General features: G+C 33.0%; 15 protein-coding genes and 1 pseudogene. 6 read left to right on the top strand and 10 right to left on the bottom strand.

Annotated elements, in window-relative coordinates; all coding sequences use genetic code 11:
• Positions 1–644: 644 nt before the first annotated feature.
• Both B9O19_RS02515 and B9O19_RS02520 read right to left on the bottom strand, forming a co-directional pair.
• The gene (locus B9O19_RS02515) at positions 645–1,916 is read right to left on the bottom strand and encodes an O-acetylhomoserine aminocarboxypropyltransferase/cysteine synthase family protein (protein WP_102364972.1); all 1,272 of its coding nucleotides are present in this window, start codon (positions 1,914–1,916) and stop codon (positions 645–647) included.
• Positions 1,917–1,938: 22 nt separating this feature from the next.
• Positions 1,939–3,183 carry a glutamate-5-semialdehyde dehydrogenase gene (locus tag B9O19_RS02520; protein WP_102364973.1) on the bottom strand — a complete coding sequence of 415 codons (1,245 nt, stop codon included), beginning with the start codon at positions 3,181–3,183 and terminating at the stop codon, positions 1,939–1,941.
• A gap of 150 nt (positions 3,184–3,333) precedes the next feature.
• Here B9O19_RS02520 and B9O19_RS02525 point away from each other — a divergent pair, with 150 nt between their 5' ends.
• Both B9O19_RS02525 and xth read left to right on the top strand, forming a co-directional pair.
• Positions 3,334–4,122 carry a TatD family hydrolase gene (locus B9O19_RS02525; RefSeq protein WP_102364974.1) on the top strand — a complete coding sequence of 263 codons (789 nt, stop codon included), beginning with the start codon at positions 3,334–3,336 and terminating at the stop codon, positions 4,120–4,122.
• Positions 4,119–4,874 carry an exodeoxyribonuclease III gene (xth, locus tag B9O19_RS02530; RefSeq protein ID WP_102364975.1) on the top strand — a complete coding sequence of 252 codons (756 nt, stop codon included), beginning with the start codon at positions 4,119–4,121 and terminating at the stop codon, positions 4,872–4,874. The genes B9O19_RS02525 and xth overlap by 4 nt, the downstream gene beginning before the upstream one ends.
• 345 nt (positions 4,875–5,219) lie before the next feature.
• Here the strand turns inward: xth and B9O19_RS02535 are convergent, their stop codons facing one another.
• From B9O19_RS02535 to rpsU, 8 genes are all read right to left on the bottom strand, one after another.
• Positions 5,220–5,729 (bottom strand): ECF transporter S component, encoded by a 510-nt coding sequence (locus B9O19_RS02535; protein WP_102364976.1) that lies wholly within the window; start codon positions 5,727–5,729, stop codon positions 5,220–5,222.
• Between the two features lie 92 nt (positions 5,730–5,821).
• Positions 5,822–6,046, bottom strand: coding sequence for a peptidoglycan-binding domain-containing protein (locus B9O19_RS02540; RefSeq protein WP_158648897.1), 225 nt, complete (start codon positions 6,044–6,046; stop codon positions 5,822–5,824).
• Between the two features lie 10 nt (positions 6,047–6,056).
• The gene (locus B9O19_RS02545; RefSeq protein WP_102364978.1) at positions 6,057–7,463 is read right to left on the bottom strand and encodes a peptidoglycan-binding domain-containing protein; all 1,407 of its coding nucleotides are present in this window, start codon (positions 7,461–7,463) and stop codon (positions 6,057–6,059) included.
• Positions 7,464–7,480: 17 nt separating this feature from the next.
• A complete protein-coding gene (locus B9O19_RS02550; RefSeq protein ID WP_102364979.1) occupies positions 7,481–8,524 on the bottom strand; it encodes a hypothetical protein in 1,044 nt (347 codons plus the stop codon).
• Between the two features lie 84 nt (positions 8,525–8,608).
• Positions 8,609–9,673 carry a M24 family metallopeptidase gene (locus tag B9O19_RS02555; RefSeq protein WP_102364980.1) on the bottom strand — a complete coding sequence of 355 codons (1,065 nt, stop codon included), beginning with the start codon at positions 9,671–9,673 and terminating at the stop codon, positions 8,609–8,611.
• A 24-nt stretch (positions 9,674–9,697) separates the two neighbouring features.
• Entirely contained in the window at positions 9,698–10,582 is an 885-nt protein-coding gene (locus B9O19_RS02560; RefSeq protein ID WP_102364981.1) for a TIM barrel protein, read from the bottom strand.
• The gene (locus B9O19_RS02565) at positions 10,582–11,079 is read right to left on the bottom strand and encodes a YqeG family HAD IIIA-type phosphatase (protein ID WP_102364982.1); all 498 of its coding nucleotides are present in this window, start codon (positions 11,077–11,079) and stop codon (positions 10,582–10,584) included. The genes B9O19_RS02560 and B9O19_RS02565 overlap by 1 nt, the downstream gene beginning before the upstream one ends.
• A gap of 285 nt (positions 11,080–11,364) precedes the next feature.
• Complete coding sequence (rpsU, locus tag B9O19_RS02570) at positions 11,365–11,538, bottom strand: 30S ribosomal protein S21 (RefSeq protein WP_102364983.1); 174 nt, start codon at positions 11,536–11,538, stop codon at positions 11,365–11,367.
• Between the two features lie 1,276 nt (positions 11,539–12,814).
• Here rpsU and B9O19_RS02580 point away from each other — a divergent pair.
• The 4 genes and pseudogenes from B9O19_RS02580 to B9O19_RS02595 all read left to right on the top strand — a co-directional run bounded on the left by B9O19_RS02580 (position 12,815) and on the right by B9O19_RS02595 (position 16,383).
• On the top strand, positions 12,815–13,051 hold the full coding sequence (locus B9O19_RS02580) for a hypothetical protein (protein ID WP_154058599.1): 237 nt from the start codon (positions 12,815–12,817) through the stop codon (positions 13,049–13,051).
• 240 nt (positions 13,052–13,291) lie between these two features.
• Positions 13,292–14,329, top strand: a complete 1,038-nt coding sequence (locus B9O19_RS02585; RefSeq protein WP_281254345.1) for a GLUG motif-containing protein — start codon at positions 13,292–13,294, stop codon at positions 14,327–14,329.
• Positions 14,330–14,578: 249 nt separating this feature from the next.
• Positions 14,579–14,893 carry a hypothetical protein gene (locus tag B9O19_RS02590; protein WP_102364987.1) on the top strand — a complete coding sequence of 105 codons (315 nt, stop codon included), beginning with the start codon at positions 14,579–14,581 and terminating at the stop codon, positions 14,891–14,893.
• A gap of 392 nt (positions 14,894–15,285) precedes the next feature.
• A pseudogene (locus B9O19_RS02595) lies at positions 15,286–16,383 on the top strand (IS3 family transposase).
• The last annotated feature ends 330 nt before the right edge of the window (positions 16,384–16,713 follow it).

Genomic DNA, 16,713 nt, shown 5'->3' on the forward strand with positions numbered 1-16,713 from the left:
AACATGTCAAAAATTGACCAACAAACTTGATTATTTATTTATATTACCTTAATGACACCATGCACATATGTATATTTTTTAATAAAATAAATAAAAATCTAATTATGACGACGCTTCATACACAATCTGCGTGGTATAACACACAAATATTTAGGTTTAATAAAAAAACCAACCGATTACTTAAAATTGATTGGCTCTTAACATTATATCAAAATAATTAAAATATTGTCAGTACGCTGCTATTGCCGCAACTGAAGTTACAAAAATTACCTATTCGATTTCAATATAATTTCACTCAACAGTCATAAAATGACACTATGTATAAATATTAAAAATCAATTATATAAGATAACATATTGGCTCAGACGAGCATGAAAGAGTACATATTACACATAAAAGAATAGCAATAACAAGTAAACAAAAAAACAGCCGCATTTAAGCGGCTGTTTGAAAAGTAATGTGGTTAAATAATTACTTTTTTATTATAGTCTATATTTATATTTGTAAATTTTAAGTTATAAATAACTGTATATAAGTTATTTATAGCTTAGTTTTAACATATCAAAATCATCGGTTTATTATGGCTTGCAAAACTTATATATTTGTCAAACACCAACCTGAATCACTGAAAAACATCTAAAATTTTAAATATTATCTAACGATTGCTGGATATCCTCAATTATATCATCTGCATTCTCTATACCTACTGAAAATCTAATTAAATCAGGACTTACACCGGCCGCCTTCAGTTCTTCATCATTCATCTGTCTATGAGTATGACTTGCCGGATGCAAAACTGAAGTTCTTGCATCTGCCACATGTGTAACTATTGCAGCTAACTTTAAACCATCCATAAACTTTACTGCGTTTTCACGACCGCCTTTTATTCCGAAAGATATAACTCCGCATGAACCGTTAGGCAGATACTTTTGTGCGAGTTTGTGATACTTATCGTTCTCCAATCCTGAAAAACTAACCCATGAAATTTTATCGTTTTTACTTAGATACTCTGCAACTTTTTTTGCGTTTTCACAGTGTTTTGCTACTCTTAAAGCCAAAGTTTCAAGGCCTATATTAAGCAAAAAGGAATTTTGCGGCGCAGGAATAGACCCCAAATCACGCATTAAAGTAGCAATTGCTTTCATGATATAAGCTGATTTTCCGAATCGCTCTGTATAAACAACTCCATGATATGATTCGTCAGGTGTTGTCAATCCAGGATATCTTTCACTGTTCGCTTCCCAGTCAAAATTCCCGCTGTCAACTATGGCTCCGCCTACAGAGGTAGCGTGCCCGTCCATATATTTTGTTGTTGAGTGCACTACTATGTCGGCTCCCCACTCAAAAGGACGGCAATTAATTGGAGTTGCAAAAGTGTTATCAACAATAAGCGGAACTCCATGTTCGTGAGCTACTTTTGCAAATTTTTCAATATCTAAAACAACTAAAGCAGGATTTGCAATAGTTTCACCAAACATAGCTTTTGTATTTGACTTAAATGCTTTATTTAATTCTTCCTCGCTTGCATCCGGGTCAACAAAAGTGACATCAATGCCAAGTTTTTTCATAGTTACACCGAAAAGATTAAAAGTTCCGCCATACACAGTTGAAGAACAAACAAAGTGATCCCCGGCTTCACAAATATTAAATATTGAATAAAAACATGCTGCTTGTCCGGATGAGGTCAGCATTGCAGCAACTCCGCCTTCCAAGTCAGCTATTTTAGCAGCGACAGCATCATTGGTTGGATTAGCCAATCTGGTATAAAAGTATCCGCTTTCCTCCAAGTCAAACAATCTTCCCATTTGCTCAGTTGAGTTATATTTAAACGTTGTGCTTTGATAAATCGGCAGAACTCTCGGCTCGCCATTTTCCGGCTTATATCCTGACTGTATACATTTTGTTTCTATCCTCATATATCTTACCTCCTGTAATTAATTATCTTATCTGACCGCTGCCTTCTATTATATATTTGGTTGAGGTCAATTCTTTAAGTCCCATAGGACCGCGGGCATGAGTCTTTTGAGTACTAATGCCAATTTCAGCTCCAAATCCAAATTCGAATCCATCAGTAAATCTTGTTGAAGCATTAACATAAACTGCAGCCGCATCAATTTTATCAAGAAATTTTTGAGAATTTTTATAGCTGTCTGTAACAATAGCCTCTGAGTGACCGCTGTTATAATTATTGATATGCTTGATAGCTTCATCAATACTGTCAACTACCTTAACACCTATTTTTAGGTCAAGATACTCTGTTCCCCAATCTTCTTCCGTTGCCTCTGTGGCACCTGGATATATCTCACAAACTTTTTCATCACCAACTATTTCTACACCTTTATCACTTAAAGACTTCAGCATTTTGGGCAAAAACTTTTCTGCTATATCTTTATGTACAAGTAATTTTTCTTCAGCATTGCAAACAGATGGACGCTGCGTTTTAGCGTTTATGACAATATCATGAGCCATATTAAGGTCAGCATATGAATCGACATATACATGACAATTACCCGTCCCGGTCTCTATAGACGGAACTGTTGCATTCTCAACAACTGCTTTTATCAGCCCAGCACCTCCGCGGGGAATAATTACATCTAAATAATCATTCAGTTTCATTAACTCAGTTGCACTTTCTCTAGTTGTGTTTTCTACCAAATTAATTGAACCTACCGGCAAACCAGTATTATAACCAGAATCCTGCATTACTTTTACAATTGCCATGTTGGATTTAAACGCTTCTTTGCCTCCGCGGAGTATAACAGAGTTTCCAGATTTAATACAAAGCCCGGCTGCATCGGCAGTAACGTTTGGTCTCGCTTCATATATTATACCGATTACTCCAAGAGGAACTCTAACTTTGGATATTTTAAGACCGTTTGGACGTTTTATACTTGAGATAGCTTCACCGATAGGATCCGGCAAACCAGCAATTTGGCGTATACCTTCAGCCATATCTATTATTCTGGCTTGATTAAGACTTAATCTATCAATTAGACTTTCTTTCATGCCATTTCTTCTGCCTGCATCGATATCCTTTTTATTTTCGGATATAATAAATTCAGAATTTTTTTCCAAAGCGTCTGCAATAGCGAGTAAAGCGTTATTTTTTACTGAAGCGGACAGACTGCCAAGAACTCTTGACGCAGATTTGGCGAGCTTGCCTTTTTCTATCAATTCTTCCACAAAAATCACTCCATTTTCTGCCAAATATCTTATTTATATTATATACAACAAACTGTGTATTGATAAAATAAATAAAGATATTAAATTTCATTTGATTATAACATAACGATATGCTATAATCAAGTAAATTATTTTTTTAGGAGAAATTTTATGAGATTATTTGACACACATTCACATCTCGATGATGAACAATTTGATAATGACCGGGAAGAAATAATTAAAAAGATATGGGAAAATGATGTAAAAACTGTTATGGAGGTTGGGTCCAGCCTTGAAACTTCATTAAAAGCTGTTAATATAGCTAATTCCCATGACTTTATTTATGCTTCGGTCGGTATACATCCTGAGTTTGCAGAAAACGCTGATGACGAAGATTTTCAAAAAATTAAAACTATTGCTGAAACTGAGCCAAAAGTTAAGGCAATCGGAGAGATCGGCATTGATTATTATTATGATGACTCCGCCCCGCGTGAATCACAGCTTAATTGTTTTCAAAACCAGATTTTGATTGCAAAAGAGCTTGATTTACCCATAATAGTTCACGACAGACAGTCAAAAGGCGACACATTGAAAGTATTGAAAGATATGAATGTTACAAAAGGTGTCATTCACTGCTTTTCAGGCAGCGCGGAAACTGCAAAGATTTTAATTAATATGGGTTTTATGATTTCTTTTACTGGAGTAATCACTTTCAAAAATGCAAAACGCGCTATTGAAGCTTTAAAAGTCATACCAATTGAAAGATTAATGATTGAAACAGATAGTCCGTATATGGCGCCTGAACCATTTAGAGGAAGACGAAATGACAGCAGATATGTAAAATACGTCGCTGAAAAAATGGCTGAAGTTAAAGGTATAGAGTTGGAGCAGCTGTGTGAAATAACATATCAAAACGGTTTAAAATTTTTTAACATTACAAAGGAGGAAAACATACAATGAAATTGATTTCTTGGAATGTAAACGGATTACGTGCATGTGTGCAAAAAGGATTTTTAGATTATTTCAAATCTGCTAACGCTGATATATTCTGTATACAAGAGACAAAGCTTCAGGAGGGACAAATACAGCTTGATGACCTTGAGGGTTACAGTCAATACTGGAACTATGCTGAAAAAAAGGGGTATTCCGGCGTTGCAATGTTTACGAAAACACAACCCATATCAGTTTCATACGGAATGGGGATTGACGAATATGACACTGAAGGAAGACTGATTACAGCGGAATTTGCTGATTTTTATATAATAACATGCTATACTCCAAATTCGCAGCAGGAACTAAAAAGATTGGATTTTAGAGTTAAATGGGAAAATGAGTTACGCAAATATATTGCGGAACTTGAAAAAATGAAACCTGTAATTCTCTGTGGTGATTTAAATGTCGCCCATCAGGAAATAGACTTAAAAAATCCAAAAACAAATAGAAAAAACGCAGGCTTTACTGACGAAGAACGCGAAGAGATGACAAAATTATTAAATCAAGGATATATTGATACCTTTAGATACCTTCATCCTGATGTAACCGGCGAATACTCATGGTGGTCATATAGATTTAAAGCGCGTGAGAAAAATGCCGGATGGCGTATAGATTATTTTATAGTATCTGAAAAATTAAAGGACAGAATAGATTCAGCTTTAATCCATCAAGAAATTTTCGGTTCAGACCATTGCCCTGTAGAACTAATCATCAAATAAATATTAAGAAAATATTTCTAAAAATAATATTGCCCCAAAAAGTTATGCTAAAAATATAACTTTTTGGGGCTGTTAAAATATTTCTGTAAGTATCTTTTTAATAAACAATTTAAAGAACCAAAATTTACATTATGAGCTTTCTTTCAATATTATTATAAGTTCTATAATGATTTTAACATCTGATATAACTTGACAAAGTTATTTATACAGCTATTACTTTTTTACCAGTATAATATATCCTCTTTTTCTTAAAATTCATTATATGCTTGATTTTATATCCAAAAACTTCTGCTTTTTAATTAAAGAAAAAACAGTGCAATTCATAAACTGCACTGTCTCTATTAGTTATAAACCAATTTTAGTTCTATATTTATTGATTATAGGAACAATAACAGCCGAAGCTACCACACTCATCAGCCATTGAATTGGTGACGAAATTAATGATATGGCTGCTACTGACACTCCATACATTGGAATTTCAGCTGCAAAATAACCTAGAGTTACAATTACCAAAGAAGCAACCGCACTCATAATAAAACGAGTTTTTGAAAAGTTTTTATATAAAAGTTTTCCTATAGCAAACCCCATAAGGCCCTTAATAATAAAAGTAGGCAGAGCAAAAATTATATGTCCGGTTAATATATCTGCCAAAGAATGCCCAACCGCTCCAACAACTGCTCCGCAAATCGGCCCTAAAAATGCTGAGGCAACATATATTATACTATCTCCGAAATGGACATAACCTCCGGTACCCGTAGGAATCTGTGGTACCATTGTCAAAACACAGGCAAGTGCAGTAAGCATTCCGCATCGAACAAAAGTTTTGAAATCGAATCTCTCTTTATAGTTTTTCATAAGTATCTCTCCCTCCTAATAATTCCCCTTATTTAACTTAATATTATAAGGTTTATCTATAATTATGTCAAGATAAAAATTAAAATTTTACTTTACCCTCGAAATAAAGAAACTATTTCGTTCCATGTTAAAAGATCGACTTCACCGTTTGGCGGTTCTATACCGGCTATTTTTTGCACTTGTGTTACCGCCTCAGTTGTTTCATGATCAAATATACCATCAGGATTAATTAATCGTATACCTAATGTTCTATTTAATTCCCTCAGCATGACCTGCAGTTCAAATATATTTCTCATATCATCATTAATCGACCACATTGTCATCCTCCTATTCTTCTGATAAAACGTAACCGGGAAACTGACCGGGTGATTTTAGATTACCATTTACGATATCAGAATAAAGACTGGCAATACTATCCCAAGTAATTGGACCTACAGTTCCCCTAGGAGCCAAACCAAATAATTTTTGATACGCAATAACTGCCTGCTCCGTCTCAGGGCCAAAATATCCAGTTACACTAACTTTTGGTATATCAGTATATACAGTTGCTATTTCTGCCAAATTGTTCTGTAAAGTTCTTACTGCATCTCCGCTGGCACCACGGTATAAAACCGTTCCTCCGAAAGGAACAAAATTTTCACCTTTAAAATCCGGCGGCAGGCCGTCTAAAATCGAAAAATAAGTTGAATATAATCTATTCCATGTCTCCTCATTTACAACACCAGTCTGCTCCAAGCCATATGCCTGCTGAAATGACCTTACAGAATTTTCGGTAGCGTCACCGAACACACCATCTATTGTGACAGCGGGTATGAAATCATTAAAAGTTCCTATAAACCTAAGATAATACTGTATCATTTCAACGCCAGGACCTGTGTCGCCATTACGAAGTGTTCCTGTATATTGTTCCTTTATAAACGCCAATGAAATTCCTTCAGCATCTAGTTCAGACAATTTTTTTACAGCATTATAAATCCTTATAATTTTATACCATGTTGCTTTTCCTATTATTCCATCTGCTGTCAGATTAAATATTCTTTGAAATTCCTTAACAGCATCTTCGGTTATAACATCAAAATATCCGTCAGGAAATGCGATTTTGGGAATTGACGGGTAATTTTTTGAAATTCTATTTAATCTAACCTGCATGCCTTTTACTTCAAGACTATTGTCTCCAAGCCTTAACGGCTGACCAGGATAAGATTCCCTTGCGTCCGCTACCTCAGCGTCCTCTACTAAAGTAATATCTTCGCCATAATAATATTTTAATATATCTATAGGAGCATATCCTTGATTAGCGAGATCTACCGAACCCCATTGTGATAATCCTCCTGGGCAAAGTGATGTAGTACCATTGCAATATCTAGCGTAAATTGGATTATAATTTCCTTCTCTTGTTATGTAGTTATTAAATATTTCGTCAACTATTTGACTTATATTTTCAAAAAAATCCCTACCATAAACATATGCTTGATCATAAGCTTCTAAATTTGTTATGTCAAACGGATATCCCTGCGACCTATAATGCTCTGTAAATATCCTATTAAGAGTAAAAGTAATCTGAGCATAAATATTAGCAATTAATGCATTTTCAGGCCAAGTAGGGAATATCTCGCTGGATGCGACATTTTTTATGTAATCAACAAATGGTATGGTAACATTTTGCGCTGAACTATCAGTAGGCGCTCCAAGATGAACGACGACAGTTGAGGGAATTTTTAACTCCAAATCCACAAAATCACCTCCAAAAATTAGTCTCTGTTTTCTTCGTTGGGTATCATTTCTATATTTTGTATTGAGGCAATATTATCAAACACTAAAGCGTGTTTTGCATTTTCTATTGTGTAATAACCGTCAAGTTCAGACTTAACGTCATATACTGCATATGGCTGAACTTTTTCTTGCGGTTGTTTAGAATAATAAACCGGAGGTGCAGGAAGATCAATCGGTTCGGTTCTTCCGTTTTGACCGGTATATCTTACTTCATTTATTTCTATTGGGCTTCCGTTTGTCGAATTAACTGTAACTTTTGCATTCTCCAAAGGTATCGCCTGTCTTGCTAAAGTAACCTGTACTATCAGTTTCCCATTACCAGTATATGGAACTCTAATAGTCTCACTGTTTTCACCGCCTTCCAGTGATTCCACTTCAGATTCGGCTATGTTTTCGTAATTTTGTCTATTTGACGTTTGATTTGATTGATTATTAACGTTTATACTCGCTCCAAGCTGTTCATTAAAACGTGATAAATGTTCGTTATAATTCCCCTCTGAATCTGCATTCCTCTGCAAGTTACTATTGTTTTGAACATTATTATTGTTTGCGGTCGGAACCTGATTTGAGTTTTGATTATTTTGTGCTGTTTGCTGGTTATTGTTTTGTCGAATACTTTCCGGAATAGTTCTAGCATTATTTTCAGATATAGTCTGTGGAATACTTTGTGAATCATTTTGCGGACTTGTTTGTGTAACAGTTTGTGGATTAATTGACGAATTAATTTGTGGATTGGTTCTCAGATTGGTTTGCGGATTGGTTTGTAGATTCGTCTGTGAATTGGTTTCTGGATTTGCTTGTGGATTGGTCTGTGGAACATTCCGTAGATTGGTTTGTGGATTGGTTTGTGAATTGTTTTGCAGATTCGTCTGTGGAACATTCCGTGGATTGGTTTGTGAATTAATTGCATTATTTCTGATATTATTATTTTCTAAACTTTCATTAGGTAAACCAGCAGTTTTTTGTTTCTGCGTATTATCCTCTTTTTCATTTGGCATAAACTCTCTGTAATATCCATTCATGAAATCATCACTCTCCTGAAATATTATACTCAAGATAATGAATTTTGTGTATAAAAAAGCTCCGCTAAATTGCGGAGCCAAAAATTATATCTCAATTAGTTCTTTAGATAAATTTGTTAAATTTCGAATTCCATCATTTTTCACGCATACTAAATCTTCAATCCTTACACCGCCATATCCGTAAATGTATATACCCGGTTCACAGGATACTATCATATTTTCTTCTAATATAATATCAGACTTTGGTGATAAATTTGGAAGTTCATGGATTTGAAGTCCCACCCCGTGTCCGAGAGAATGTCCAAAATAGTCTCCATATCCTGCTTCGTCTATAACATCTCTTGCGGCTTTATCAGCAGAAAAACCTCCAATTCCTGCTTTTAAAACATTCAAACCTGTCATTTGGGCATTTAGTACAGTATTATATATTTCTTTTTGTTTTTTATCTGCCTTTCCAATCATAATTGTTCTTGTCATATCAGAACAATAGCCGTTATATACACATCCGTAATCCATAAGAAGGAAATCACCATTTTTTATAATCCTATCCCCCGGCACGCCATGGGGTAAAGCAGTTCTTTCTCCGGATAAAACAATCGTATCAAAAGAAGTTTTTTCAGCTCCATTCTTTTTCATAAAATACTCAAGCTCTGCAGCAATATCTTTTTCAGAAACACCTGGTTTGATATAAGATAAAATATGTTTAAAAGCATCAACACCTATCTGTTCAGCTTTTGCAATTAATTCAAGTTCTTCATCTGATTTTATCATCCTTATTTTGTTAATATCATAAGACATAGGACAAAATTCAATATTATCCGCTATATTTATAAACATATTGAAAACTTTAACAGAAATAAAATCATCTTCAAAAACCAAATTTTTAATTTGATTTTCTAAAAGTATGTTTTTTAACATATCAGCTAATGGATAATTAAGCCCAAATTCAAAAATCAAAAAGTCTTTATACGCTTCCTCTTTTGCTATTCCAGTATATCTAGAATCAACTAATAGATATTTATTTTCTTTTGTTATTATAACATATCCTTCTCCTCCCGAAAATCCGCTAAAATATTTCATATTATATGGTGAACATATCAAAACTGCAGTCTCGTTACTCAACTTAAGCTCTTCAAAAATATTTTTCATAATAAACACCTGATTTCTAATATATTAATCAATTTTATTAATTAATTCTTTATATATTTTTTGCATTGAACACGCATCTTTTGTCTGTGTTCCTGCAGATTCACAAATAATTCTTGGAGTATAGTTCCTCTCTGCAATAAGTTCAGCAATCGGTTCAAAGTCCGGTTCATATTCGGTTTCTGCCATTGTATGATGTTTCTTCTCGCCGGCTCTTGTATACTCTATTCTTGAATAATGCGCATGAAAATTCTTAGCACGCTCATACCCCAATTTATTTTCGATTAAATCAAAAATACTTTTTATACTTTCTTTTGTATTATATTTACCTAAAGACTGAGCGTTTATATGACCAAAATCAAGAGTAGGTAAAAATCTCTCATCAATTTGACATAATTTTATAACCTCTTCAACATTCCCTAATTGATTAACTTTTCCCATTGTTTCCGGACATATGCGTATGTTGCCATATCCGTTCTCATCAGCGGCTTTAACTGCCCTGCGCAGAGTATCCGAAGCAAGTTTAAGAGCTTCAATTCTAGTTATTTTTCCGCAAGAACCTGAATGAACTACAATCCTATCAGCACGCATATATTTAGCAGCTCTTAACGTTTGCAAAATATATTCTATACTTTTATCTCTCTTTGCTTCCTCAACAGATGATAGACTTATATAATAAGGTGCATGTATAGATAATCTTATGTGTTTCCCTTCTGCAATATCGCCGAGATCTTTTGCAGAGTCATCAGAAATTCTAACCCCGTGACCGCATTGATATTCATACGCACCCAGTCCATTTTTTTCCAGCCATTTCGGAACATCATAAACGGATTTATTTCCTTCTTCAAAAAAATCATCTGAATTTCCGGCAGGACCAAATTGAGCAAAACTTTCACTCTTAAATTCCAGCATCAAAACCATTCCTTTAAAAAATATTTTTCCAAACTGCGTTTAAAATGTACAAACCAGTTTTCTTTATCTGAGATAGCTTTAACCATAATAGTATACATACCTAATCTATTGCCTCCATAAATATCCGTAAACAGTTGGTCACCAACCAAAGCTGCTTCGTTTGGAGAAACACCGATCACATCACAAGCTTTTATTATATATTTTTTCTTTGGTTTAAGCGCAGCATAAAAATATGGTTCATTTAGCGACTTTGCAAAATTTTCAACCCTCTCTTTATTATTATTTGAAACAAGGCAAGTTAAAATATTATTTTGATGCAGCATTTCAAACCATTTTTTTGTATGTTCAGGCGCCTTTAAATCGTCATATGTAACCAATGTATTATCAATATCAAATATAATAGCTTTGATACCTATTTTCTTTAAACATTCAATATCTAAAGTATATACATCATCACAAAAAATATCCGGCTTAAATTTATCTTTAAACCTACCCATATACAATCCTCCAAAAAGGTAAATAAAAAGGACTGCAGCTAAGATAGGATAAAATCCTGAAGTTGCAGCTCCTGTACTAATATAACCCAAGCAAACTTAAGTAATAAATACAAATTAAAATATCCTGCAATATAAAAAATCACATAATATTTTGCAACTATCTTACTACAGCCCTAAATAAATCAATTTAATTAACATTCTAAATTAACTAACAATTAATTATATAACATCGTCTCAAAGCTACCGCTATGAAAAGACAAGGAATGTCATTAACAGAAAAACAGATTAATACTTGCGTTTTCTAGCAGCCTCGGATTTCTTCTTGCGTTTAACGCTTGGCTTTTCATAGTGTTCTCTCTTTCTAACCTCAGATAAAACACCTGCCTTAGCGCAAGAACGCTTAAAACGACGAAGCGCACTATCAAGCGACTCATTTTCTTTTACTCTTATTTCTGCCATAATTTCTTCCCTCCCTCCGAGTATTATACAACACCTAGAAGTCAAAAAAATTCTACTCGAACAATTATACTAGTTAATTTCTATTCTGTCAAGGGATTTTGAGGAATTTTGTAATAAATTTTATATTATACATATGTTTCCGTAATAACGTTAATTATAAATCATCATTTTATTATTTTCACCATTTTGACACCATTCTGCTTCTAATTACCAATTTTCCAATAATGTTACGCCCTTATCTATTTGAGTCTTTAAAATGTGATTATAGTCTTGTGTGATTTCAACATTTTTATGCGCTACCCTGCTTGATATAACATTTAATGGTATTCTTGAATCTGTAAATTATGTTACGTATATACCTTAATCCATAGGGTCTGTGTGCTCTTCATTTTGTATTTCTTTCATAAAATTATTAATTCTATATATAAACATCAAAGTGAGGATGAACTGATAAATATATTAAAAATATACTTTGATAAAATATTACACTTTCTGTCACTGCTTAGATTAAGTAACTTCCCAACAGAATCTATTTTAAATAATCCTTTAATAAAAAATATTTAAAATTTTAATAAACTTATTCTTTTGCTTTTTACTAGAATTGTATTTTGCAGTTTTCTTAAAATAAAAATAAATATAAAAAATATAGAACAGCTTTATTTATCAATTATACTTTTTTGAAATAATAATTATATTTAAAACCGCAAAAAACATAGTAATATTATGATAATTTGCTTGAATATTACAATATATAATATATAATGTATTATAATATATAAAATTTATAATACATAGGTGGTGATTATACACTAAATAATAATATAAAATATAATTTATTTGAAAAGTTGTCACACAAAACATTTGATTCGAAATAAATTTAGTATTTTTTATAATTTACAAGTGGATAATTATTTATAAAAAATTTTTAAGTATTTTTCTATATTTATTGATTATAATCTCAAATAAAATGTGTAACTCAATTGTATATGCAAACGAAAATATTTTCGATAAAATAGACGAAGGTGTCAAACTGAATAGAAATCTCAAACTTACTAAACAGTTAGAACAGCCCAATGATGGATATACTCCGCAAATGTATTATGCATTGGTTGTTAGTAACAACATTCAATCATTAGGCGGTAATACACTTGAGCAAGAACAACTAATTGACTTCTGGGTTGAATAGTTTTCTGAATAAATTTTAAAATACAATAATTATCTTATAATATCAAAATAACATAATTATAAAAAATTAATTCTAAAAGAAAGGTTGAAAATGATGAAGAAATTTATTTGTTTATTTTTAATATTTTTAATAGCATTACCAGCAACCTTTTCCTATGTTTATGCAGATTTTTTGAATATAAACCAAAATGATAAAAGCATAAGGCTAACCGGTAACGGCACCTTAGAAAATCCGTATATTATTACTTCAGCTCGTGAACTTGATGAAATACGCAACAATTTATCAGCTCATTACAAACTAGGAAACGATATTGATTTAACTGAATAACTTAGCGACGTCGGTGAAGGTTATGCTAAATGGAACAAAGAAGGCTGGGAGCCTATAGGAAACCCAGACGGTTCTAGAAACGGATATTTTACCGGAAGCTTTGAAGGAGCATATCATATTATATCAGGTTTATGGATAAACCGAACTGATTCTGATAATATAGGTCTCTTCGGTGGTGTAAATTCCTATAATAATGATACATGCATACAAAATCTTGGCATAAAAATTGCTGAAAATGGTATATCCGGCAACAGTAATGTCGGCGGTTTAATTGGTGTTTATGCTACAAGAGATAAAGTCAGAAATTGCTATGTGACAGGAAGCAGCGTAAGTGGTGCAAGCAATGTTGGAGGTTTGATTGGAAACCAAAATGTACTTGGCACTACAGTTAACTGTTACACAAAAACTAACGTTATATCTGAAAAAGATAGTATCTTAAACGGAAATATCGGTGGTCTGATTGGAATTGCGAGCGGCTCGGTTATATATTGTTATGCCTCAGGCAATGTTAAAGGAAAACGCTGCTGCGGTGGATTGTTAGGGAGCCTTGAGGGTATGGCAACTGCTAATAACTGCTATGCTACAGGTGATGTCATAAGTTCTGATGATCTAGCCGGAGGTCTAATCGAATATTTATATGATGGAAGCCTAGCCAATTCATGCAGTACCGGCAAAGTTCAGGGAGATATCTACGTAGGCGGATTAGTGGGAAAGCAAGGAGGACTAAGCGGCATCAGCAATTGTTATTCATCAAGTAACGTAACAGCAGCTAGTGATTATGTTGGAGGTTTGGTTGGCGCACAAATAAGCCCGCCATATTTTCAGAATTTCAATAGTATAAGTAATTGCTATGCTGGAGGAAGTATTGAAACAAAAGGCGAACACTTTGGAGCCATTTCAGGTTACTTAGATGAAGAAAGCAGTATTTCAAAATGTTATCGTTATAATGATTTTACTATAAATGGAAATAAAATTTTAGAAGATGATAAAAACAGTACTCCGGATAAGATTAACGGCGGTATAATAACAGAACCAAAACTAGTTCAAGCGCCAAATGTAAATATTACATTATCTGAAACAGAAAATACAGATCAACCCGTCGTTGTACAGTTAGAAATTATGTCAAATAATGAAATTAAAAAATTCAGCTATGTTAAAGTTGTTCAAAAAATAAATCCTTCTAACATAATATCAAATGGACATATTACACCGGCAGACTACAATACGGATATTAATCTTTTACTTTCAGATTTTGACCAATATAGTGAATTAACATAAGAAAGCGAAAATGCTGCTATTATTTATGACTATTATATAAATGCCGGATATCCGAATGATAACGGGAATACAATAACTATTAAAAACAATTCTTTTAAAGTAAATCATAACGGTGAATATATTATATATTCAGAAGATATAAATAACAATAAAACATTTATATATATAAATATTAATAATATAAATTCAACGCCAATAAATACAGAGCAACCCACAGCTTCTCCTAACTATCTTTATGATATAAAAGACTTGTCCATTCTTTCAATTTCAGGAGATAAACTTGAAACCCCTCCGGAAAATGCTAGTTTTATTGTTGAAACTAGTGTTAACAAGAAAAAGGACAATAATACAAAGGATTATATATTCGTTGCCATATATGCCAAGAATGGAATACTGCTGAATCTTGATTATGTAAAAGCAAATTTTGCACCAAATTATGACTGTTCATTTGGCTTTAACATCCCAGCTTCACTAGGCGAAATAGGGGAAATAAAAACGTTTATTTGGGATAAATTCAATTCTTTAAATCCTCTTGCGGAAACAAAGTCCATTAGTTTCAAATAAACAAGATGATTGAACTTAATAGATAACATTAGGATACAATATAAATAACATTATTAATAAAACGAGCAGAATTTTAAACAGCCACAGTAAAATAGGCAATAGAAAAAACATTCCCCATATGGTAGAATAAAACAAACTACTGTAGGGGGAATTTTTATGCATTAGAATATGGACATATCCAATAATATGAAATCAAAATTATAAAATTGTGGAATCAAAGAAAAACATTAAGAGAAATCTGAAATGTTTTTGGTTTCACATACAAGCAAATGAAAAGCTTTAAAGCAAGATAAAAAAAACAGAAAAAGCTAAAAGCTGGAATAGCTTTGATAGATAGGTTATAATAAATTGGACAAATTTTAGCTTTTCATGATATAATAAATAAAAAGATAATGGAGGTAAGGATGATGTCAAGATATTATACAGATGAATTCAAGCAAAAAAAGTAGAACTGCGTAAAGCTGGTAAAAGCTCAGCAAACATTATGAACGAGCATGGAGTATCAAGAACATCCATACAAACAAGGGAAAAACAATATGATAACAGCGGAAAATTTACCGTTAAAGATAACTTATCGGAAAGTGAAAAAGAGCTTCGATTATTGCGTAAAGAAAATAAGTAGCTGAAAATGGAGGTAGATATTTTAAAACAAGCTGCGCTGATACTGGGGCTAAAATACGAGTAATACAACAAAATTCACATAAATACAGTATCAGCGCAATGTGTAAATGTTTAAATATACCAAAAAGCACATTCTATTACAAGCCTACTATTAAAACCGTGGATACAGACTTTGAAAATGCCGTAATTGATGAATTTAATAAAAGCCGTAAAAATTACGGTACACGGAAGTTAAAAAAGGTCTTGCGTAAACGTAATGTTGTTGCCTCGCGCAAAAGGATCTCCAAAGTTATGCATAAGTATAATTTAGTGTCCAATTATAAAAAAACTTACGCCTAATAGAATAAAAATCCTTGTAAATAATGATAATATTCACAATATTGTCAACAGGGAATTCAGCAGTAGGAAACCTTTGCAGGTTGTAGTCAGTGATCTTACATCTTAAAGTTGACGATAAATGGAATTATCTTTGTATACTTTTGGATTTAAGCAACAGAAAAATCATAGGTTCAGCCGTAGCCAAAAACAAAAGCGCTGAAATTGTACGGAAAGCGTTCTTTTCGATGCAGAGTGATCTTCGGAGAATACAATTGTTTCATACGGACAGGGGAGCTGCGTTCAAAAATGAGGTTATTGACAATATTTTAAAGGCATTTAATATTGATAGAAGTTTGTCGTCTAAAGAATCGCCTATAGATAACGCCGTTGCCGAGTCGATGTACAGCGTTATTAAGACCAAGTTCGCATTCAAACGTGAATTTGCGAATATAGAGGAACTGGAGATAGAATGGTTTGATTATATAAATTGGTATAATAATGTTCGTGTACTTGGTAGTTTGGGATATAAAACACCGGCGGAATTTTGTTAGGATGAAAAACAAATAATTGTTCAGAAAAGTTTTTACATACCAAATTTGAATCCGACGACAGAACTGTTTCCTCTTTAACCGTCGTACTTCCGTCTCTTTTGTATTCCTTTGTCAGCTGAGTGTGATACACATCATCGTATGTATACGAGGTCATATGCTCTGTATTGGTTTTATCTCCATTTGCATATGCGTCCCAGCTTTTAACTAGGTCTCTGTATTCATTATACTCCGAAATCGTTGTACTTTCAATACTATTTTGTTCATTATCATATATTATGTTTGTTACTGTTTCCGAGTATGTTCTTTTGTAGTATCTTACTGTTTCTCCGC

Origin of the sequence: Monoglobus pectinilyticus (assembly GCF_002874775.1) — a bacterium.
GTDB lineage: Bacteria > Bacillota > Clostridia > Monoglobales > Monoglobaceae > Monoglobus > Monoglobus pectinilyticus.

Excerpts from the sequence above, each read along its gene's own strand:
- B9O19_RS02515 (WP_102364972.1), bottom strand. The coding sequence starts at position 1,916 with ATGAGGATAGAAACAAAATGTATACAGTCAGGATATAAGCCGGAAAAT.
- B9O19_RS02525 (WP_102364974.1), top strand. The coding sequence starts at position 3,334 with ATGAGATTATTTGACACACATTCACATCTCGATGATGAACAATTTGAT.
- xth (WP_102364975.1), top strand. The coding sequence starts at position 4,119 with ATGAAATTGATTTCTTGGAATGTAAACGGATTACGTGCATGTGTGCAA.
- B9O19_RS02535 (WP_102364976.1), bottom strand. The coding sequence starts at position 5,729 with ATGAAAAACTATAAAGAGAGATTCGATTTCAAAACTTTTGTTCGATGC.
- B9O19_RS02540 (WP_158648897.1), bottom strand. The coding sequence starts at position 6,046 with ATGTGGTCGATTAATGATGATATGAGAAATATATTTGAACTGCAGGTC.
- B9O19_RS02550 (WP_102364979.1), bottom strand. The coding sequence starts at position 8,524 with ATGAATGGATATTACAGAGAGTTTATGCCAAATGAAAAAGAGGATAAT.
- B9O19_RS02555 (WP_102364980.1), bottom strand. The coding sequence starts at position 9,673 with ATGAAAAATATTTTTGAAGAGCTTAAGTTGAGTAACGAGACTGCAGTT.
- B9O19_RS02560 (WP_102364981.1), bottom strand. The coding sequence starts at position 10,582 with ATGCTGGAATTTAAGAGTGAAAGTTTTGCTCAATTTGGTCCTGCCGGA.
- B9O19_RS02565 (WP_102364982.1), bottom strand. The coding sequence starts at position 11,079 with ATGGGTAGGTTTAAAGATAAATTTAAGCCGGATATTTTTTGTGATGAT.
- rpsU (WP_102364983.1), bottom strand. The coding sequence starts at position 11,538 with ATGGCAGAAATAAGAGTAAAAGAAAATGAGTCGCTTGATAGTGCGCTT.
- B9O19_RS02580 (WP_154058599.1), top strand. The coding sequence starts at position 12,815 with ATGATGAAGAAATTTATTTGTTTATTTTTAATATTTTTAATAGCATTA.